The 20,410-nt window shown below is 27.9% G+C and carries 22 protein-coding genes and 1 pseudogene; 18 read left to right on the top strand and 5 right to left on the bottom strand.

All coding sequences use genetic code 11. The features are described from left to right. The coding region (locus KQI16_RS08130; protein WP_216433465.1) for an IS3 family transposase at window positions 1–256 on the top strand (256 nt) is incomplete at its 5' end. Window positions 257–323: 67 nt separating this feature from the next. Here KQI16_RS08130 and KQI16_RS08125 read toward each other — a convergent pair. Continuing rightward, window positions 324–1,352, bottom strand: coding sequence for a CehA/McbA family metallohydrolase (locus KQI16_RS08125; protein WP_216433463.1), 1,029 nt, complete (start codon window positions 1,350–1,352; stop codon window positions 324–326). Between the two features lie 143 nt (window positions 1,353–1,495). On the opposite strand from KQI16_RS08125, the gene KQI16_RS08120 reads away from it, so the two are divergent. From KQI16_RS08120 to KQI16_RS08105, 4 genes are all read left to right on the top strand, one after another. Further along, window positions 1,496–2,350 (top strand): CvfB family protein, encoded by an 855-nt coding sequence (locus KQI16_RS08120; RefSeq protein WP_216433461.1) that lies wholly within the window; start codon window positions 1,496–1,498, stop codon window positions 2,348–2,350. A gap of 212 nt (window positions 2,351–2,562) precedes the next feature. Continuing rightward, window positions 2,563–3,369 (top strand): amino acid ABC transporter substrate-binding protein, encoded by an 807-nt coding sequence (locus KQI16_RS08115; protein ID WP_216433459.1) that lies wholly within the window; start codon window positions 2,563–2,565, stop codon window positions 3,367–3,369. Between the two features lie 34 nt (window positions 3,370–3,403). After that, entirely contained in the window at window positions 3,404–4,048 is a 645-nt protein-coding gene (locus KQI16_RS08110) for an amino acid ABC transporter permease (RefSeq protein ID WP_119866605.1), read from the top strand. Window positions 4,049–4,061: 13 nt separating this feature from the next. Further along, entirely contained in the window at window positions 4,062–4,751 is a 690-nt protein-coding gene (locus tag KQI16_RS08105; RefSeq protein WP_216433457.1) for an amino acid ABC transporter ATP-binding protein, read from the top strand. A 58-nt stretch (window positions 4,752–4,809) separates the two neighbouring features. Here the strand turns inward: KQI16_RS08105 and KQI16_RS08100 are convergent, their stop codons facing one another. After that, window positions 4,810–7,449, bottom strand: a complete 2,640-nt coding sequence (locus KQI16_RS08100; RefSeq protein WP_216433455.1) for a cation-translocating P-type ATPase — start codon at window positions 7,447–7,449, stop codon at window positions 4,810–4,812. Between the two features lie 161 nt (window positions 7,450–7,610). On the opposite strand from KQI16_RS08100, the gene KQI16_RS08095 reads away from it, so the two are divergent. From KQI16_RS08095 to KQI16_RS08080, 4 genes are all read left to right on the top strand, one after another. Beyond that, window positions 7,611–8,033: a YaaR family protein gene (locus KQI16_RS08095; protein WP_216433453.1), complete on the top strand. Its 423-nt coding sequence runs from the start codon at window positions 7,611–7,613 to the stop codon at window positions 8,031–8,033. A 114-nt stretch (window positions 8,034–8,147) separates the two neighbouring features. After that, window positions 8,148–9,893, top strand: coding sequence for an ABC transporter ATP-binding protein (locus KQI16_RS08090; protein ID WP_216433451.1), 1,746 nt, complete (start codon window positions 8,148–8,150; stop codon window positions 9,891–9,893). A gap of 61 nt (window positions 9,894–9,954) precedes the next feature. Then, a complete protein-coding gene (gene trxA, locus KQI16_RS08085; protein WP_119865745.1) occupies window positions 9,955–10,269 on the top strand; it encodes a thioredoxin in 315 nt (104 codons plus the stop codon). Between the two features lie 11 nt (window positions 10,270–10,280). Continuing rightward, window positions 10,281–11,132 carry an NAD(P)/FAD-dependent oxidoreductase gene (locus tag KQI16_RS08080; protein WP_216433449.1) on the top strand — a complete coding sequence of 284 codons (852 nt, stop codon included), beginning with the start codon at window positions 10,281–10,283 and terminating at the stop codon, window positions 11,130–11,132. A gap of 188 nt (window positions 11,133–11,320) precedes the next feature. On the opposite strand, the pseudogene KQI16_RS08075 reads toward KQI16_RS08080, so the two are convergent. Together KQI16_RS08075 and KQI16_RS08070 are read right to left on the bottom strand one after the other, a co-directional pair. Beyond that, window positions 11,321–11,653: pseudogene (locus KQI16_RS08075) on the bottom strand (NAD(P)H-dependent flavin oxidoreductase); the annotation flags it as partial. Next, complete coding sequence (locus tag KQI16_RS08070) at window positions 11,614–11,760, bottom strand: hypothetical protein (RefSeq protein WP_216433447.1); 147 nt, start codon at window positions 11,758–11,760, stop codon at window positions 11,614–11,616. The gene KQI16_RS08070 and the pseudogene KQI16_RS08075, both read right to left, overlap by 40 nt. A gap of 6 nt (window positions 11,761–11,766) precedes the next feature. On the opposite strand from KQI16_RS08070, the gene KQI16_RS08065 reads away from it, so the two are divergent. The 5 genes from KQI16_RS08065 (at window position 11,767) to KQI16_RS08045 (ending at window position 15,321) form a co-directional block, all read left to right on the top strand. Beyond that, on the top strand, window positions 11,767–12,297 hold the full coding sequence (locus KQI16_RS08065; protein WP_216433445.1) for a biotin transporter BioY: 531 nt from the start codon (window positions 11,767–11,769) through the stop codon (window positions 12,295–12,297). A gap of 114 nt (window positions 12,298–12,411) precedes the next feature. Then, window positions 12,412–13,365 carry a beta-ketoacyl-ACP synthase 3 gene (locus KQI16_RS08060; protein ID WP_216433443.1) on the top strand — a complete coding sequence of 318 codons (954 nt, stop codon included), beginning with the start codon at window positions 12,412–12,414 and terminating at the stop codon, window positions 13,363–13,365. 120 nt (window positions 13,366–13,485) lie between these two features. Next, window positions 13,486–13,986: a deoxycytidylate deaminase gene (locus KQI16_RS08055; protein WP_442861805.1), complete on the top strand. Its 501-nt coding sequence runs from the start codon at window positions 13,486–13,488 to the stop codon at window positions 13,984–13,986. A 311-nt stretch (window positions 13,987–14,297) separates the two neighbouring features. After that, window positions 14,298–14,954 (top strand): deoxynucleoside kinase, encoded by a 657-nt coding sequence (locus tag KQI16_RS08050; protein WP_216433440.1) that lies wholly within the window; start codon window positions 14,298–14,300, stop codon window positions 14,952–14,954. A 124-nt stretch (window positions 14,955–15,078) separates the two neighbouring features. Further along, a complete protein-coding gene (locus tag KQI16_RS08045) occupies window positions 15,079–15,321 on the top strand; it encodes a hypothetical protein (RefSeq protein WP_216433438.1) in 243 nt (80 codons plus the stop codon). Between the two features lie 211 nt (window positions 15,322–15,532). On the opposite strand, the gene KQI16_RS08040 is transcribed toward KQI16_RS08045, so the two are convergent. Then, on the bottom strand, window positions 15,533–17,437 hold the full coding sequence (locus KQI16_RS08040) for an NAD(+) synthase (RefSeq protein WP_216433436.1): 1,905 nt from the start codon (window positions 17,435–17,437) through the stop codon (window positions 15,533–15,535). Window positions 17,438–17,725: 288 nt separating this feature from the next. Here KQI16_RS08040 and KQI16_RS13240 point away from each other — a divergent pair, with 288 nt between their 5' ends. The 4 genes from KQI16_RS13240 to KQI16_RS08020 all read left to right on the top strand — a co-directional run bounded on the left by KQI16_RS13240 (window position 17,726) and on the right by KQI16_RS08020 (window position 20,240). Further along, window positions 17,726–18,157 (top strand): NfeD family protein, encoded by a 432-nt coding sequence (locus tag KQI16_RS13240; RefSeq protein WP_216433434.1) that lies wholly within the window; start codon window positions 17,726–17,728, stop codon window positions 18,155–18,157. Further along, window positions 18,158–19,114 carry an SPFH domain-containing protein gene (locus tag KQI16_RS08030; protein WP_216433432.1) on the top strand — a complete coding sequence of 319 codons (957 nt, stop codon included), beginning with the start codon at window positions 18,158–18,160 and terminating at the stop codon, window positions 19,112–19,114. It abuts the gene before it with no gap. 157 nt (window positions 19,115–19,271) lie between these two features. Further along, complete coding sequence (locus KQI16_RS08025; RefSeq protein ID WP_216433431.1) at window positions 19,272–19,427, top strand: zinc-ribbon domain-containing protein; 156 nt, start codon at window positions 19,272–19,274, stop codon at window positions 19,425–19,427. 114 nt (window positions 19,428–19,541) lie between these two features. After that, a complete protein-coding gene (locus tag KQI16_RS08020; RefSeq protein ID WP_216433428.1) occupies window positions 19,542–20,240 on the top strand; it encodes a GntR family transcriptional regulator in 699 nt (232 codons plus the stop codon). Window positions 20,241–20,410: the final 170 nt, after the last annotated feature.

Raw genomic sequence — 20,410 nt, 5'->3', positions numbered from 1 at the left:
CCAAAACAAGCTGAAACAGCATAATATAGGACAATCTATGTCTAGACGTGGTAACTCTTGGGACAACGCACCTCAGGAATCCTTTTTTGGTCATTTAAAGGATGAAGCATATATCAATGAGTGTAAAACATTTCAGGAATTAATTACTGAAATAGATGATTATATTGATTATTATAATAACTATAGATCTCAGTGGAATTTAAAAAAGATGACTCCTGTCCGATACAGAAGTCATCTTCTTGAAGCTGTTTCATAGTCTTTTTTTAAACTGTCCTTGACAAGGGGTACATTTTATAAAATAAGTTCTTAAACAGCTTTTTTAATTAATAATTATTTTTTTCTTCTAAAGATATAAAAATAGGTGAACTAAAAGATATTTTATTATTATCTTGAATTATTTTTATAATAAACCAGCTTTCGCTTTTTTCTCTTTTATGTTCATATAAATATTTTATACTATTTAAATTTATTTCTTCTATTTTTTTTATTATATTTCCCTGGTTAGAGAGTATTTGTATTTCTCTGATTTTATATTTAATATCTTCGCAAAAAATCATAAATCTTAGTTTTTCTGTTAATGGGCTTATTGATTCACCCATAAATTTATCATTAACAGTAAAATAAAATTTTAAATATCTAGATTCTGTAGAATAGGTACGTTTTTTTCTAAAGGCATCAATTATTTCTCGAGTAGATAATGAATTACAAATGCAGACAGTTAAATTTTCAGAGTCTCCAAAATTCATTTTATGATTATCTTGTCCATTTATGGCACCAAGTTTCCAGCCCATATCTAAGAGATTAAAATAGTATTTTTCATGTCTAGTATATTTACCATCAAGACTTCCATTTCCAACTTCTATAGATGTTATCATTTTATTTAAGATTGTATTATAAGTAAGGGTTTTAATATTTTTATGAGGGTGATTTATAGTAATAAAAGCATCGGGATTATTTAACATCCATAATGCCAATATATTTAGGTCTTTTACACTACCTTTAAAAAAGGTTTCAGAATTTATTATGTTAAAATCCCCATATAAATTAGTTTTAGTTTCAAATCCAACTAGAGCTAAGAAATCATCGTCTTTTTTTCTTAATTTTGAAGCATAATATTTTGTAGCTTGAAATTTATTATATATATTATCTTTAATTTCAACTTTATCAGATAAAAAGGAATTATGATCAGTTATTACCATAAAATCAAGACCTGCTTTTCGTCCGTATTCATAAGCATCTAAGGGAGAGCCTTTTCCAGTAGAAAAGCTAGTATGACTATGAGGAATACCATAATAATATTTAATATTATTTTTATCAAAACTTTTATCATGTTTATGTTTTTTTCTTCCCAAAATTAGCTCCTAAAATTATTATTTATTATATATATAGTATTTAATATCTATAAATAATGACAATAATATTAGTAAATGATAAAATAACTTTATTCACTAAAAATAGTTTTAATAAGATCTGTTACTTATTAAAAGGAGGAAAAATGATTAATATAGGAAAAATAAATATTTTAGAAGTTAAAAGAGAAAAAGAATTTGGTTATTACTTAAGTGATGGAGGAAAAGATGAAGTGCTTCTTCCTAAATCAATGACAGAAAAGAAAAAAATAGCTATAGGAGATAAAATAGAAGTTTTTGTATATAGAGATTCTAAGGATAGACCCATAGCTACTTTTAAAAAGCCGCTGGCTATGGTAGGAGAGGTTGCATATTTAAAGGTTGCTTATATTACAAATTTTGGAGCCTTTGTTGATATTGGTTTAGATAGAGATGTTTTTGTGCCTCTTAAAGAGCAAAGATTTAAATTACATAAAGATAGTCGTTATTTATTTTACATATATCTTGATAAGACAGGAAGAATTGCGGCAACTACAGATGTAGGTAAATACATAATTGTAGCTTCAGATGATAATAAAGAGTATAAGGTTGGAGATGAAGTTATAGGTCAGGTTTATGGAAGAGGAGAAAATGGAACCTTATTAGTTGCAGTAGAAAGTAAATATAGAGGAATTATATTGCCTAATGAATATTATACTGAAGTTTTTCCTGGAACAGAAATGAAGTTAAGAGTAAAAAGAATTTATGAAGATGGTGTAATAGGATTAACTCCTAGAAGCACAAGATTATCTGAAAGAGAAAAAATACAAGAGAGAATATTGAAATACTTAAAGAAGAATGGTGGCTTTATGAAGTTTAACGATAAGTCAAAATCAGAAGATATAAAAGCAACCTTTAATACAAGTAAAAATTATTTTAAAATGGCCCTTGGAGGTTTGATGAAAGAAGGAAAAATTATTCAAAATGAAGAAGGAACTAGATTAATAGAAAAAAAGAAGTAAAATAGCATAAATTTAAGGAATTATAAAAGGATATGTATATATTTTATATAACATATCCTGTTTTTTTGTCGTTTTTATTCCTGTTTTTTTGTCGTTTTTATTTATTTATATTATTTTAAATTAAATAAAAATAACTCTTGACTTTAATAATTTAACGTGATAAAGTATTAAATAAATAAAGGATTTAAATTATTTGTTAAGGGGTGCTATTGATGAAAAAAGTAAAAAAAATTGTTTTAGGAAGTACACTTGGGTTTTTAGCTTTTAGTTTTGTATCATGTGGAAATACTAATGCTAAGCTGGAAAATAGTATAGATAAGGATAAACTTGTATTAGGTTTTGATGATACTTTTGTTCCAATGGGCTTTAAAGATGAAAATGGAGAATATGTTGGATTTGATATAGAATTAGCAAAGGCGGTTGCAGAAAAACTAGGAAAGGAAATAGTTTTTCAACCAATAGATTGGTCTATGAAGGAAACTGAACTTAATAATGGAAATATAGATTTTATATGGAATGGTTATAGTGTAACTGAAGAAAGAAAAGAAAAAGTTGCATTTTCAGATGTATATTTAGATAATAGACAAGTTATTATAACTTTAGCTGATTCAGGTATTAGCAGCAAGAAAGATTTGGCTGGAAAAGTTGTTGGAGCCCAAAATCAATCAAGTGCTGTTGATGCAATAGAAAAAGAACCTGAAGTTCTTAGCTCTTTTAAGGATGGCAGTATTGTAACTTTCGATACTAATAATGATGCTTTTATGGATCTTGAAGCAGGGAGATTAGATGCTATTGTAGCAGATGAAATACTTGCAAAATACTATATTAAACAAAGAGGAGAAGAAAAATATAAAGTATTAGCTGAAGACTTTGGTAAAGAAAGTTATGCAATTGGGATGAGAAAAAAAGATGAAGCTTTGGTAAATGCAATTAATAAAGCAATTGATGAATTAATAGAAGAAGGTAAAGCTGCTGAAATATCAATAAAGTGGTTTGGTGAAGATATTGTAGTAAAATAGTGTTTTAGAAAGATAAGGGGTGTATTAGGTGGAAATATTAAATGAAATAATTGAAATTTTACCACAGGTATTAGAGGGATTTAAAGTTACAATCGAAATATTTATATTAACTTTAGTATTATCCCTTCCTTTAGGAGTAGTAGTAGCGTTAATTAGATTATCTAAAATAAAACTTTTAAAGGAAATATCTAAAATATATATTATTATTTTTAGAGGTACACCTCTTTTATTACAAATATTATTTATATTTTTTGGTTTGCCCTTATTTAATATTACTTTTGATAGATTTCCTGCTGCAATTTTAGCAATGGTTTTAAATTATGCAGCATATTTTGGGGAAATATTTAGAGCAGGGATATTATCAATAGATAAGGGGCAGTATGAAGGGGCAGAAGTTTTAGGCTTAAGTAAGAGGGATACTTTTTTTAGAATAATATTGCCACAAGCATTAAAGAGAATATTTCCTCCAGTTTCAAATGAAGTAGTAACTTTAGTAAAAGATACCTCCTTAGTATATGTTGTTGGACTTGATGAATTATTAAAAATTGCTAAGATAGCATCAAATAGAATTTCTTCAATAATGCCTTTCGTAGTGGTAGGAATAGTATATTTGATTTTTAACGGGATAATAAGTAAGATCTTAGAATACTGTGAAGAAAAGTTTAATTATTACAACTAGGGAGTGAATATAGATGCTTAAAGTTATAGGATTAAAAAAGAAGTTTGGAAATAAAGAAGTATTAAAAAATGTAATGTTAGAGATAAATAAGGGAGAAATCGCTGTTATTGTTGGCCCTTCAGGTAGTGGTAAAACAACTTTACTAAGATGTGTTAATGCTTTAGATAATTGTGATGAGGGTTCAATAGAAATAAATTCAAAAATTCTATGCAAAAATGGACTTTATAAGAAGAAACAAGAATTAAAAGAAATAAGAAAAGATATTGGGCTTGTATTTCAAAATTTTAATTTATTTCCTCATATGAATGTTATTGAAAATTTAATTGAAGCTCCTAAAAGGGTTTTAAATTTATCAGATCAAGAAGCAAGAGAAAAGGCTAAAGAGATATTAAGATTTTTAGATTTAGAAGATAAAACAAATAGCTATCCTTGTGAGCTGTCAGGTGGGCAAAAACAGAGATTAGCCATAGGAAGAGCTTTAGCCTTAAATCCTAAACTTATGTGTTTTGATGAACCAACTTCAGCTTTAGACCCAGCATTAACAGGTGAAGTAGCAAAATTAATAAAAGGTTTAGCTCAAAAAGGGATGGCTATGCTTATAATAACTCATGATATGGACTTTGCAGAAGAAGTTGCAGATAAAATATATTCAATGAGGGAAGGAGAATTGTTTGAGGGAAATAGTTTTAGAGAAAATTTATAAATTTTAATAAAAAGTGCTGTTAAAGATATTTAGTAACAGCACTTTTTATTAAAAACTTCTAGTTTTTTCTTCTGATAGTTTTTTCTTCTGAGATTCTAAAAAATATTTTTAATATTTCATTAAAAACTAGTGGAATTAATGAAATTAAAATTACTATTAACCAGTCCTTTATTGCTAATGAATATACTTTAAATACTTTTGCTGTAATTGGTATTGTTATAATAGAATATTGTAGTACTATTCCAAATACTATAGAAGCAATAAGCCAGGTATTTTTTAATATACCAATTTTAAATATTGATTTAGTTTCATTTCTCATACTTAGTGAATAGAAGAGTTGAGATACACTTAGTACTACGAAGGCCATAGTTTGAGCGTGCCTTAATGATTCAGGATAAAGTCCTTCGCTAAATATAAATGCAAATAAGGTAGTTGCTCCAATAAGAATACCATTTATTATAACCATTAATCCAGCCCTGCCCGCAAAAAGACTCTCATTAGGATTTCTAGGAGTTTTATTCATAACTCCTTTATCACCAGGGTCCACACCTAAGGATAAAGCTGGAAAACTATCAGTAATTAAATTAACCCATAGTATGTGAATAGGTAATAATGGAGTATCTAAATTAAATAAAATTGCAACAAATAAAGCAACTATTTCACCGAGATTGCAGCTTAAAAGGAATAGTATTGATTTTTTTATATTTGTAAAAATATTTCTTCCTTCTTCAACTGCATTTACTATAGTGGTAAAATTATCATCAGTAAGTATCATGTCTGCTGCACCTTTAGCAACATCAGTTCCAGTAATCCCCATTGCTACACCTATATCAGCAGCTTGAAGGGATGGAGCATCATTTACGCCATCACCAGTCATGGAAACAATGTTCCCATGAGCTTTAAAGGCTTTTACAATTTTTACTTTATGCTCAGGAGAAACTCTGGCAAATACACGAAAATTATTTACGACTTTTGTAAATTCTTCATCACTATAAGTATCAATTTCAGAACCAGACATTGCCTGGGAAATATCATCAGCTATACCAAGTTCTTTTGCAATTGCAATAGCAGTATTTTTATGGTCGCCAGTTATCATCACAGTACGAATTCCAGCTTTTTTACTTATTTCTATAGATGCTTTTACTTCCTCTCTAGGAGGATCAATCATTCCCATAAAGCCAAGAAAGATTAAATCATTTTCTAAAGAATTTATTGTTATATTTTCATTATCAATTATTTTATATCCTAAGGCAATTATTCTAAGAGCCTCATCAGACAATGAATCGGAAGCTTTTAAAATATTATTCTTTTCTTCTTTAGATAGTTCTTTAATTTGGCCATTAATTATAATTTTATTAGAAATTTTTAATACATTATCAATGGCTCCTTTAGTAAAAACATAAAATTTATCATTATATTTGTTTACTGTTGTCATTAATTTTCTATCAGAATCAAAAGGTATTTCATTTACTCTTTTATGTTTTTTTAATAAATCATCTTTAAAGATTCCAACTTTATTGCCTACATCTATTAAGGCAATTTCAGTAGGATCGCCAGTTTGAATGCCATCTTTTGAAGTTGCATCACTACAAAGAACCATACCTTCAATTAATAGCTTGCTTTCAGGATTTTCTTTATCTATTTCTTCTAAATTTTCAATTTTATTGTTAACAAAATATTTTTTTACTGTCATTTTATTAATTGTTAATGTTCCAGTCTTATCGGAACAAATTATATTCACTGAACCTAAGGTTTCAACAGAAGGTAATTTTCTTATAATTGCATTTTGTTTAGCCATTCTTTGAACACCTAGGGCTAATACAATAGCAACTATTGCAGGTAGTCCTTCAGGTATTGCTGCAACGGCAAGGCTTATAGATGTCATAAACATAGTAAGGAAATCTCGTCCTTGGAACATTGAAACAATAAACATAAGAATTGAAATACCAACTGCTAAAAATCCTAAAGTTTTACCAAGCTTGGCTAGTTTTTTTTGAAGTGGAGTAGTATTATCTTCCTCTGCATCCAACATCTTTGCTATTTTACCAATTTGGGTATCCATACCAGTAGCAACAACTATTCCTATTCCTCTTCCATAGGTAGATAATGTAGACATAAAAGCCATATTAGCTTGTTCTGCAACCTGAAGATTATCTCCCTCATTAATAATATTAGCATGTTTTTCAACAGGTAATGATTCACCGGTAAAGGCTGATTCTTCAATCTTTAAGTTTGCTGTTTCAACTAATCTTATATCGGCAGGTATATAGCGTCCAGCATCTATGATTACAATATCCCCAACAACTAATTTTGAGGATTCAATTTCATATATTTCTCCATCTCTTTTTACCACAGCCTTTGGAGTAGAAAGATTTTTTAAGGCTTCTAATGCTTTTTCAGCTTTTGATTCTTGAACAACTCCGATAAGGGCATTTATAATTATAACTAAAATAATAATTAATGCATCACTAACCTCACCTACAATTGCAGATATAATAGCTGCAACTAACAAAATATAAATCATAGGATCATTTATTTGTTCGAATAATAACATAAGCATAGATTTTTTCTTTTTTCCTTTGAGTTTATTGGGTCCATTTTCTGCTAATCTTTTTTCTGCTTCTTCTTTTGATAGACCATTTAGAATATTTGTAGATAACCTTTCTTCTATCACTTTTGCTTCTTCGTTAAACCACATTTATATACCTCCATAATAATAAAAAGTGTAAAAAAACTCTTATATATAATATATGATAGATAAAATAATAATGAATAATACATGGAAAAAAAAGGGGCAAAAAATTGATTAAAGTAATCATAATTTAATGATATAATATTATTTACAGGAAGGGTGGTATTATGGAAGTAGGAAGAATAAATAGAAAAGAACCTATAAAGACCGAAAGAAAAGTTATATCAGAAAGAAAAGATTTTTCTCAAAGTTTTAATCAGGCAAAGCAGAGGAAATCCGAAGAAGAATTAAAAAAGATGATTGATGATATTCATAAGAGAGGTAATAGATTAGTAATAACCAAAACCTATGGAGATGTTGTCGCATATAAAAAATTAATTAAAGAGTATCTTGAATCAATTCTAAAATTTATGTATGACACTAAAAAGGATGTGAGTTTTTGGCAAACTCAATATTTTATAACTGTTGAAACAATAGATCAAAAATTAGAAGAATTAACAAAGGCTTTATTAAATGGAGAGGTAGAAAATTTAAATATTGCAGCATCTATTGATGAAATTCAAGGACTAATTGTAGATATATATAGATAATTTAAGGTAACAATTGTTTAACAGTTGTTATTTTATTTTTTTAAGTTTATAATGTAATAATAAATGATATTGATACTTATTATTAATTGTAATTCGTTAAAAGGAGGGGACAAAATGTTAAAAAAGTTTATAAGCTATTATAAGCCTTATAAGAAACTATTTTTCTTTGATATGGCTGTAGCTTTAATAGCATCTGCTTGTGATCTTGTCTATCCTATGATGACAAGAACTTTAGTAAATGATAGTATTCCTAATAAGAATATTAGAATGTTAATAGTTTTTGCTTTTTCTTTAATGGCAATATATTTAATAAAAGCAGGATGTAATTATTTTATGCAATATTACGGACATGTTATGGGAGTTAAAATGCAAGGAGATATGAGAAATGATATGTTCTTACATTTACAAAAGCTTCCTAATTCGTATTTTGATAATAATAAAACTGGTGATCTAATGAGTAGAATTATAAATGATTTAATGGATGTATCAGAACTAGCTCATCATGGCCCAGAGGACTTATTTATTTCTTTAGTAATGATTATAGGATCTTTTATTATTCTTTGTACAATAAATATACCATTAACAGTATTAATTTTTGCTTTTATTCCTTTTATTGTTTATTTTAGCATGAAACAAAAAAATAGAATGCATGATGCATTTATGGAAACAAGAGTTGAGACTTCAGAAGTTAATTCTAATTTAGAAAATTCTTTAGCTGGAATTAGAGTTACAAAAGCTTTTACAGCTCAGTCTCATGAATTGATAAAATTTAAGGAAGGAAATGAAAAATTTAAAAAAGCTAGAGCCAGAGCTTATAAGGTAATGGCTCAATATGGTTCAGGAGTTGGCTTTGGAATTAATCTTTTAGATTATATTGTACTTATTGCAGGAGGAGTGTTTACATACTTTGATATAATAAATTTAGGTGACTTTTTTGCTTATTTGCTTTATATTAAATTATTTACTGAGCCAATTAAAAAACTAGTAAGCTTTATGGAGCAATATCAAAATGGTATGACAGGATTTAGAAGATTTTTATCAATAATTAGTGAAGAAGCTGAAAAAGAAAAAGAAAATAGTATTGAATTAAAGAATGTTGAAGGAAAAATAGAATTTAAAAATGTAAGCTTTAGTTATGAAGATAATTTAGTTTTAGATGGACTAAATTTAAAAATAGAAAAAGGTAAAATGCTTGCCTTAGTTGGACCTTCAGGGGGCGGTAAATCGACTTTCTGTAATTTGATTCCAAGGTTTTATGATGTAGCAGAAGGCGACATATTAATAGATGGCGTAAGTATCTATGATGTTAGCTTAGAGTCATTAAGGAGAAATATTGGAATAGTTCAACAAGATGTTTTTCTATTTACTGGTACAATAAAGGAAAATATCTTATATGGTAATCATAATGCAACTGATGATGAAGTAATTGAAGCGGCTAAAAAGGCCAATATACATGATTTTATTATGTCTCTTCCAAAAGGATATGATACCTTTATTGGGGAAAGAGGAGTTAAATTGTCAGGTGGACAAAAACAAAGAATTTCAATTGCTAGAGTATTCTTAAAAAATCCACCAATACTAATATTAGATGAAGCTACTTCAGCTTTAGATAATGCTACAGAGTATATGATACAGAAAGCTTTAGAAGAACTTTGTCATGGAAGAACAACAATTGTAGTTGCTCATAGATTATCAACTATTAAGAATGCAGATGAAATAATAGTTTTAACTTCAGAAGGAATACAAGAACAAGGAAATCATGAAAGCTTAATAGCTAAGAATGGAATATATAAGAAATTATATCAATCTCAATTTAAAAATTTATCAATAGAAGATAAAGAAGAAATATTGACTGCATAATTAAATATTAATAAAATATAATTAAAATACCATACTGGGGTATAGAAATAGGGAGGAAATTATGATCAAAGATTTAAATGCTAAAGATTTTGAAACTGAAGTATTAAAAAATAACGGATTAGTTGTAGTTGACTTTTGGGCAAATTGGTGTGGACCCTGTAAAATGATGGCTCCTGTATTAGAAAGTGTATCTGAAGAATTCAAGGAAGTAAGCTTTACTAAAGTAGATGTAGATCAAAATGGAGCTTTAGCAGACCAATATGATATTTTAAGTATTCCAACTTTACTTATTTTTAAAGATGGAAATTTTTTAGATAAATTAGTTGGATTTACTCCAAAAGAAGTATTAATAGAAAAAATTAAAAAGAATTTATAAGGTAAGATAAAATGTACGATATTATAATAATTGGTAGTGGCCCAGCTGGATTATCGGCTGCTATAAATGCCAAAATAAGAAACAAAAGCTTTAAGATTTTTGGAAATAAGAATTTAAGTAATAAATTAGATAAAGCTCCTAAAGTGAATAACTATTTGGGTTTTTATGGAATAAGCGGTAAGGAAATTAGAACTAAGTTTGAAGAACATATAAATGAGATGGAGATTCAAATTACAGAAGAGAGAGTAAATAATGTTTATGCTATGGGTAATTATTTTGCAGTTATGGTAAATGAAAAAGTTTATGAAGCAAAAACTGTTATCTTAGCAACAGGAGTAGAATATGGCAAGTACCTTGAGGGGGAAAAAGAATATTTAGGTAAAGGTGTTGGCTATTGTGCAACTTGTGATGCTCCTCTTTACAGGGGAAAGACTGTAACAATTATAGCTTATAATGAGGAAGCAGAAGAGGAAGCTAACTTTGTATGTGAATTAGCAAAAAAGGTTTACTATATCCCTATGTATAAAGGAAAGTATAATTTAAGTAGCAGCATAAATATTATTAATGATGAACCAATAAAAATAGCAGGAGAATTAAAGGTAAAAAAATTGATCTTAAAAGATTCTCAAATAGAAACTGACGGGATTTTTATTATTAGAGATTCCCTTTCGCCTTCAGAATTGGTTCCAGGCTTAAAAATAGAAGATAATCATATAGTTGTCAATAGGGAAATGGAAACTAATATTCCTGGCTGTTTTGCAGCAGGAGACTGTATAGGTAAACCCTATCAATATATTAAGGCTGCTGGTGAAGGTAATATTGCAGCCCTAAGCGCTGTAAAATATCTTAATTTAATTAAATAATTCATATAATTTATATAGAAGTTTAAAAGGGCTCATATATGAAGCCCTTTTAATTATGTTTAGATTTTAATCTAATAGATTCTTTAATACAGAGTATGTTAGTTTATTAAGTATGGATGATACATCATTAAAGCATGACTTTTATTTTTATTAATAAATTATTAAACTTATATTAATCTTTTATTAATTTATTTTCCCATAAGTTCATCTATAACTTCCTTAACTGTAGATATTTTATTTATTTTATATGCATTGCTGCCACAGAAAATTAATCCATTATCTATATCTCCTTTAACAGCATTTATTAAAGCTGAAGTTATACAATATGGAGTGGAAGAAGGGTTACATTGAATTAAGCAGTTATAGCATTTATCTATTTTAATTCTTCCTTTTTCAAGTTTTTCTAAAAACTTATTTTTTATAGCCCTTCCTGGCATTCCAACAGGACTTACAGTAAGTTTAATATCATCTTTCTTGCATTTTATATAAGCTTCTTTAAAATTAGGATGAGCATCACATTCTTGAAATCCTCTTCCAAGTATCCTGGATGCGCTGCAGAAATTACACCAATAGCACCATGTTTTGCAACGCTTCCAGCAAGATTAGATAGAGATACACCAACCCCCATCCCTCCTTGAATAATTGGAATCTTATTTTTGCTGCTTTGACAGCTATTGGTGCCTTTATTAGAATACCAATTCCTTTTGTTTCATTCACTTTACAATTTTTCTTTTGTAGTATAAGCGGGATTTTATTAGGAGCTAAGAAGGGTGCTTTATCGCAAATTATTTATGTTGTAATAGGACTTATAGGATTACCTGTATTTACAAAAGGGGGAGGTCCTCAATATATTTTGGAACCTACCTTTGGTTATTTAGTTGGACTTATATTTTCGTCATATATAATCGGGAAGATAGCTGAAAAAAACAAAAAAGATCTTAAGAATGTTTTTTTGGCAAATATAGCAGGCATAATAGTAATTTATCTTATAGGAGTTCCATATTTTTATTTCATTAATAACTTCTATTTAGGAACTGTTATGCCGATGAATTTAGCTATATATTATGGCTGCCTAATTACTTTACCTGGAGATATAATAAAAGCATTAATTACAACAGTAGTTGGTGTTAATATTTTAGCTAGAATTAACATAAGAATAGCTTAAAGTGCTTTTATATAAAATAAAATTTTGATTATAAAAATATTTTATTATAAAAATTTGATAATAAAAATATTTGATAAACTAAAATAACTAATAAGTTTTGAAAAGAGGAGTTAAATGAAGGGAGTAAGAATAGTTGGTTTTGGCCATTACTGTCCTGAAAATATTATTAGCAATAAGGACTTAGAAAATATAGTAGACACAAGTGATGAATGGATAATAAAAAGAACTGGCATAAAGGAAAGAAGGATTTCTAATGGTGAAGGAACAGTGGAGCTGGCCTATAAAGCTGCTCTGGATGCGTTAAAAAAATGTAATTTAACTAGTGAAGATGTTGATTTAATAATAGTATCAACAATTTCACCCGATAGAATGATGCCATCTACAGCTTGTAGTGTTCAGGGGCTTTTAGGGTGCAATAATGCTGCAGCTTTTGATTTATCATCAGCTTGTTCAGGGTTCGTATATTCCATACTTACAGCATCTAGTTTGCTAAAAGCAACAGATAAAAAAAGAGCTTTAGTAATTGGAGCAGAAACATTATCTAAAATTATAGATTGGAGTGATAGAAGCACCTGTGTATTATTTGGAGATGGAGCTGGTGCTGCAATACTTGAAGTTTCTGATGAGGAAGATGGAATAATAAGTACATGTTTTTATGCTGACGGAAGAGGAGTAACAGCTGCTTTCGCCTTAGGGGCAAGTGGTATTCAGGTAGGAACAAGATTTTTAGTTGCTCATGAATGTACTATCCATGATAACTATAAGGAAGCAGTAATAAAAGCTAATGATATAGATACAGTTGTAACTGGAAGAAGTACAGGTCATCCGGTTCAAGTTATTAAAAATCAACTTGCAAGGGAGTACTTAAAACTTGAGGGCAAGAATGCTAAGGTGGAAGAATTAGAAGAATTGGCAAGAGGAGCTCTTAGAAAAGCTGTAAAAGATGGAGATGTTGAAAATGGATCACTTATGGCTGGTCAAATTGCAGGAATGATTAAAGAAAGACAAAGCTGTAAGGAAATTATAGAAGAAATGTTTGCAATTAATTTTTTGTCTATATTTTGGTGAATAATAAAAGCAGCTAAAAATTCATTTTAATAAGTAATATTTTTAGTTATAATATCAATAAAGAGACTGATATTATCAAAGCTTCTATTTTTGCTTTAAAACCGTAATAAAATTGGAGGGATGTATTTGAAAAGAACTGACTATATATCTTGGGATGAATACTTTATGGGGGTTGCTATATTAGCAGGTAAGAGAAGTAAGGATCCTAGCACCCAAGTTGGAGCCTGTATAGTAGATAATGATAATAAAATATTAAGTCAGGGTTATAATGGCCTTCCAATAGGCTGCTCTGATGATGAGTTCCCATGGGATAGGGAAGGAGACGCTTTGGAAACAAAATATCCTTATGTAGTCCATGCTGAACTTAATGCTATTTTAAATAGCAGAGGTTCTTATTTACATGGAGCAAAAATTTATGTAGCTTTATTTCCATGCAATGAATGTGCAAAAGCAATAATACAAGCCGGAATTAAAGAAGTAATTTATTTATCTGATAAATATGCAGATACTGCTCCTGTTAAAGCATCTAAAAGAATGTTTAAGGCTGCTGGAGTAAAAATGACAAAATTAGAACCTAAGTTAAAAAATATAAATATATCTTTTGATATAAATGATATTTAATAATAATTAAATTGTTAAAGGACTAAGAGGAATTTAAAATCTTAGTCTTTTTATTTTTAATATTATTTTATTAAAGTATTTAAATAAGTATTTTTTAGAAGTCAATATAGGTAAAGTTGTAAGACAAAAAAGAGATAAAAGATATTTATATGATGATAACCACTAAAGATAGGGGGGAGACGGAACTTTTAAACAATATATTGTGTTGTTATTTCTTATCAAGTCTTGAAAATAAATATATTATTAGGTAATATAAAAAAGATATATTTTTTATGTACAATATTGTTTAAATAATAAAGGATAGGTGAAGTATGTTGATAGTTGTTGGTGGCATGATAGGATTAGGAAAAAGTTCTGTTGCAGAAATATTAGGTAAGCATTTTAAATCAGATGTTTTTTATGAAAGTGTAGAAGGAAATCCTATTCTACCATTGTTTTATAGTTCTGATGAAGAAGAAGTTCTTAAAAATAGATATCCCTTTTTATTACAATTATATTTTTTAAATACTAGATTTAAAAGTATTAAAGAAGCTTTAGTAAATGATAATAATGTATTAGATAGGTCTATTTATGAAGATTGGTATTTTGCAAAAAAGAACAAAGATTTAGGTAGAATAAGTGACTTAGAAATGAGTATTTATGAAGACTTATTAGATAATATGTTAGAAGAATTAGAAGAACTACCTAAAAAAGCACCAGATATTATGGTTTATTTAAAAGGATCTTTTGAAACAGTTTTAAAGAGAATAGCTTTAAGGGGAAGAGAATTTGAAATAGATGAGAGTTTAAAGGATTATTACTATTTCTTGTGGAAAGACTATGATGATTGGGTAAAAAATTGTTATAAAGCTTCAGATGTTCTTGTTATTGATATGGACAAGATGGATGTTGTAAATAGAGAAGAAGATAGAATAAGACTTATAGAGTTAGTTGAAGCAAAATTAAAAGAAGTAAGACAAGCTGAATAATATATTTAATACATAATTTAAAAAATACAGTTAAGAGAGATTTTTAGCTAAGCTAATAAATCTAGCTTAGCTGTTATTTTTAGATATAATTTATATAAAAAAATGCTAAAGTGGGGTAAATTTTATGTATAAAGAAATTTTAAGAAAAATAGTAAGTGATGAAGTTTATATAATTATAGAAAAAGAGATAAATAAAGAATTATTGGATTATCTATTTGAAAATATATTGATAAAATATATTTCTTTAGTTAAGGGACATGGAATAAATCATATTGGGAAAGTAATAGATTCCTCTATTAAATTATCAAATTACTTTGATGTAAATAAAAATATGATATTAACTATAGCTGTTTACCATGATAAATGAAAAAGAATTTAAAGAAATATATAAGATTATAGTGAGCATTTAGAAGTATTTGGTGAAGAAAAACAACTATGCCTTAGAGTTGTTTATTTGCTTGAACACAGTGAGTTTAACCAAAACTCTCGGCATAGTTGTTTTTTGAACCTAGTAATACTTTCCACAGTTATTCGCTTATTGAGCTATCCTGTTAACTAGGCTTTATATTCACACTTTATTACTTAAATGAATTAAAAGAAGCATCAGATGGCATTCTCCAGTCACCACGAGGGCTTAAGGAGATTGATCCTACTTTTGGCCCATCAGGTAGAGCACTTCTCTTAAATTGTTGAGTAAAGAATCTATAAATGAATTTATCTAGCCATTTATTAATTTCTTCTTCGCTATAGTCATTTTTAAAGGCATGGTTCGCTAAAAACTTAATTCTTTCTTTTGAGGAACCATTTTTTATAAAATGATATAAGAAGAAGTCATGTAGTTCGTAAGGCCCAACAATATCTTCAGTTTTTTGGATTATTTCACCATTTTCACTTTTTGGAAGCAATTCTGGGCTAACAGGAGTATCTAATATATCTAAAAGCGTTTCAGAAACTTTAGTGTTTACCTCTTTTTCAGCAACATATCTAACTAAATATCTTACAAGGGTTTTAGGGATAGAAGGATTAACAGAATACATGCTCATATGATCTCCATTATAAGTACACCAGCCTAAAGCCAATTCAGATAAATCTCCTGTACCAACAAGAAGTCCCCCTTCTTTATTGGCTATATCCATTAAAATTTGTGTTCTTTCCCTTGCCTGAACATTTTCATATGTAACATCATGGATATCTTTATCATGTCCGATATCCTTAAAATGTTGCAATGAAGCTTCTACAATATTAATTTCTCTTAAATCACATCCAAGCTCTTTACATAAATTTAAGGCATTATTATAGGTTCTATCAGTTGTACCAAAGCCTGGCATTGTAATTGCTATTATATTTTTATTATCTAAGTTTAATAATTTAAAAGTTTTTACAATGACTAGCAAAGCTAAAGTAGAGTCTAACCCTCCTGAGATACCAATAACTGCTTTTTTTAGTCCAATGTGTTCAAGTCTCTTTGCCAAGGCAGAAGCTTGTATATTAAATATTTCTTTACATCTCTCATCTCTTAATTTTTTATTAGAAGGAACAAAAGGTAATTTTTCAATATATCTATCAAAATTTCTGATGCTATTGTCTTTAAAAGTAAATTTTATATATTTTCCTTTAAAAGGAAGAACCTTTGAAGCATCTCTAAAGCTAATATTTTTTAGTCTTTCACTATTTAATTTATAAATATCTATAATTGAATAAATAATTTCATTATCTCTTTGAAATCTTTCATTTTCTTTTAAAATAATTCCATTTTCTGAAATAATAAGATGCCCGCTAAATAACATATCAGTTGTTGATTCATGAACTCCAGCAGAGGCATAGATATAAGAAGATATGCATCTAGCACTTTGGTTAGATATTAAAGAAGTTCTATAATCTTTTTTGCTTACTAATTCATTAGAGGCAGAAAGATTAACTATTATATTAGCTCCTAATAGTGATAGATAAGAGCTAGGAGGGATTGTAACCCAAAGATCTTCACAAATTTCAAAGGCAAACTTGCACTCTTCTGATGTAAATATTAAATTAGTTCCAAAAGGAATATCTTGTTGATAATCAAAATCTACTGTTTGATCAATTAATCCTAGACCTTCTGTAAACCAACGCTTTTCATAAAATTCACTATAATTTGGAATAAAGGATTTAGGGACAATTCCAAGTATTTTACCGTTAAATATTATATAAGCGCAATTATATAAGGAATTATTATAAAGTAGTGGAGCACCTATAGCAATTAACATATCATATTTTGAGCTTTTTATAACAAGTTCTTTTATTGCTTTTTGGGACTTGTCTAATAAGGAAGATTGTAAAAATAGGTCTCCGCAAGTGTAAGATGTGATTGCTAATTCAGGAAAAACTATTAGTTTAGCATCTTCCTTTTTGGCTTTATCTAAGCAGATAAAGATATTTTTTAAATTATAATTTACATCTGCTACCTTCGTAATTGGACATGCAGCAGCAACTTTTATAAAATCCATGAAAATCTCTCCAATCATTCATTAGTTTTCTTATTAAATTTATTATAACAATAATTATAAATATAATTCATTATAAAATAGTAATAAATATATAATTTAATGATAAAAGGAATTTGTTAGAAAATCAACGATAATAAAGCTTAACGAAAAGAGGTATAAAAAAACTCTTAAAAAGATAAAAAATATATTGTAAAAAGGTAATTAACCTGATATAATAAAGGCATAGAAAATTATAAATCTATATTATAAAGTAAATATCTATAAAAATAACAAAAAGGAGGTAAGGATGTGACAGCAGTAATTATATGGATTATAATTGCAGCACTAGTAGTAATAATAGATATTACTACAAGTAATTTCTTATTTTCATTCTTTGCCCTAGGAGCCATTGCTGCTATGATATCAGAAATTTTTAATGTTTCAGTAGGAACACAAATACTAATATTTTTGATGGTTAACTTAATAACAGTGGCTATTGCTTATCCTATTACTAAAAAAAATCTCAAGAAGAAAGTTGAAAGATTACCATTAATGGAAGAAAAGTATATTGGATTAGTAAAAGAAGCAGAAGAAAACATAAGAGATGAAGGGCGAATAAAGCTTGAAGGTATTTATTGGAGAGTAAAGAACATTGGGGATGAAATAAAAGCAGGAGAAAAATATAAAATAATATCTATAGATGGAATAAAATTAATTGTAAAAAAAGAGGAGGAAATATAAATGGAGTTAATTAAAACTATTATTATAGGATTTATAATATTATTAGTATTATTAATAATATTATCTTCAGTTAAAATTGTTAATACCGGATATTTATATGTGGTTGAACGATTTGGACAATACTATAAAACTTTAGAACCTGGATGGCATTTCTTAATACCTTTTGTTGATTTCGTAAGAAAAAAAGTTTCTACAAAACAACAAATTTTAGATGTACAACCTCAAACTGTTATAACTAAAGATAATGTTAGAATTTCCGTTGATAATGTTATTTTCTATAAAGTACTTAATGCCAGAGATGCAGTGTATAATATAGAAGATTATAGAGCTGGTATTATTTATACTGCTACAACAAATATGAGAAATATTATAGGTAATATGACTTTAGATGAAGTTTTATCTGGAAGAGATAGAATAAATCAAGATCTTTTAAGCATAATAGATGAAGTGACAGATGCTTATGGAATAAAAATCTTATCAGTTGAAATAAAAAATATTATACCACCAGCAGAAATTCAAGATGCTATGGAAAAGCAAATGAAGGCTGAAAGAGATAAAAGAGCTATGATTCTTCAAGCAGAAGGTTTAAGGCAATCACAAATTGAAAAGGCTGAAGGTGAAAAAAGAGCTAAAATACTTGCAGCAGAAGCAGAAAAAGAAGCTAATATTAGAAGAGCAGAAGGATTAAAAGAGTCTCAGTTGTTAGAAGCTGAAGGTAGGGCAAAAGCTATAGAAGAAATAGCAATTGCAGAAGCAGAAGCAATTAGAAAGGTAAATAAGGCAATTTTAGAATCTGGTACAAATGAAACTATTATTGCTCTAAAACAAGTTGAAGCATTAAAAGAAATGGCAAATAATCCCGCTAATAAGCTTATACTTCCAAATGAAACATTATCTTCTTTGGGAAATATAGCTGCTATAGCAGAAATATTAAAGGATGGAAAAATAAAAGAATAAAAATATTAATAAATTAGTAGCAATTTATTTTTATATGTGATATTATATACAAGTAGTTAAAAGACTACAAAATTTATTTAAAGATCTAGAAAGATAATGAGATTCTCCGTTGTAGAGATGTAGTTATTTTATTAATCTTTAGAATGGAGGATTTAAAATGGAAGATAAGAAAATAATTTGTAAAGATTGTGGTAAGGAATTTATATTCACAGTTGGAGAAAAAGAATTCTACAAAGAAAAAGGATTTGACAATGATCCTGTAAGATGCTTTGAATGTAGAAAAGCAAGAAAAGCTCAAAATAACAGAAGATAGTTAAATCAAGGCTGCGGGAAAACTGCAGTCTTTTTTTGTTTATTTTATGGAAATATTTTTTGAATACTGATAATATTAAACTAGTATTTTGGATAAATAAAGTAAGGAGGAGAAATGTTAGAATTATTTCGCAAACATGATAAGGAAACTGCAAAGGAATATGCTTATAGAGTTATAAAAAATAATATTATGATATTGAATTTAAAACCTGATGATTTAATAAATGAATCAGAATTAGCTAATAGTCTAAACCTATCCAGAACTCCAATAAGAGAAGTTATAATGAAACTTAAGGCTGAAAAACTTATTCAGGTAAAACCTCAAGTTGGAACTTTTGTATCACATATTGATTTGAATTTAATAAAAGAGGCCCTTTTTATGAGATATACTTTGGAGCAAGAAGTTTTAAGGGAAGCCTGTATTAATTTTAAAGAAGAAAATTTATTAGAAATGGAAAAAAATTTATATATGCAAAAAATGTTATTTAATAAAAAAGATTCATTATTAGAATTTCATGAGCTGGATAATGAGTTTCATAAATTATTATTCCAAGGGGTTAATAAAGTAAATGTTTGGGAAGCAATAAGTACTATTAGTACTCATTATAAAAGAATAAGAATTATTGAACAAAAAGAGAATAATAATTATTCTGTTATAAATCACCATGAGGCTTATATTGACATAATAAAAAATAAAAAGAGTGATAAAATAGAAGAATTAATATATGCACATTTAAAATCTCCTGAAAGTAAATGGTATAAAATCATAGAGAATAATCCTGAAATACAAAAATATATGATTAACTATAATTAATGAGGAATAATAATTTATTTTTATTTAAAGGGGCTGTCGCATTAGCGGGTGAAAAAACGCTAGCGACAGCTCCTATTTTTCAATAAAAAGAGAAGATTCGAATCTTTGCTGACAAAATAAAATTATTTCTTAAAAAAGGCGCACTTTAATAAGCCTAAGAAAAAAGACTT

Origin of the sequence: Caproiciproducens sp. MSJ-32, from assembly GCF_018918055.1 — a bacterium.
GTDB lineage: Bacteria > Bacillota > Clostridia > Clostridiales > Clostridiaceae > Clostridium.
The sequence above is the reverse complement of the archived record's forward strand: the minus strand, read 5'-3'. Positions and strand labels throughout refer to the sequence as shown.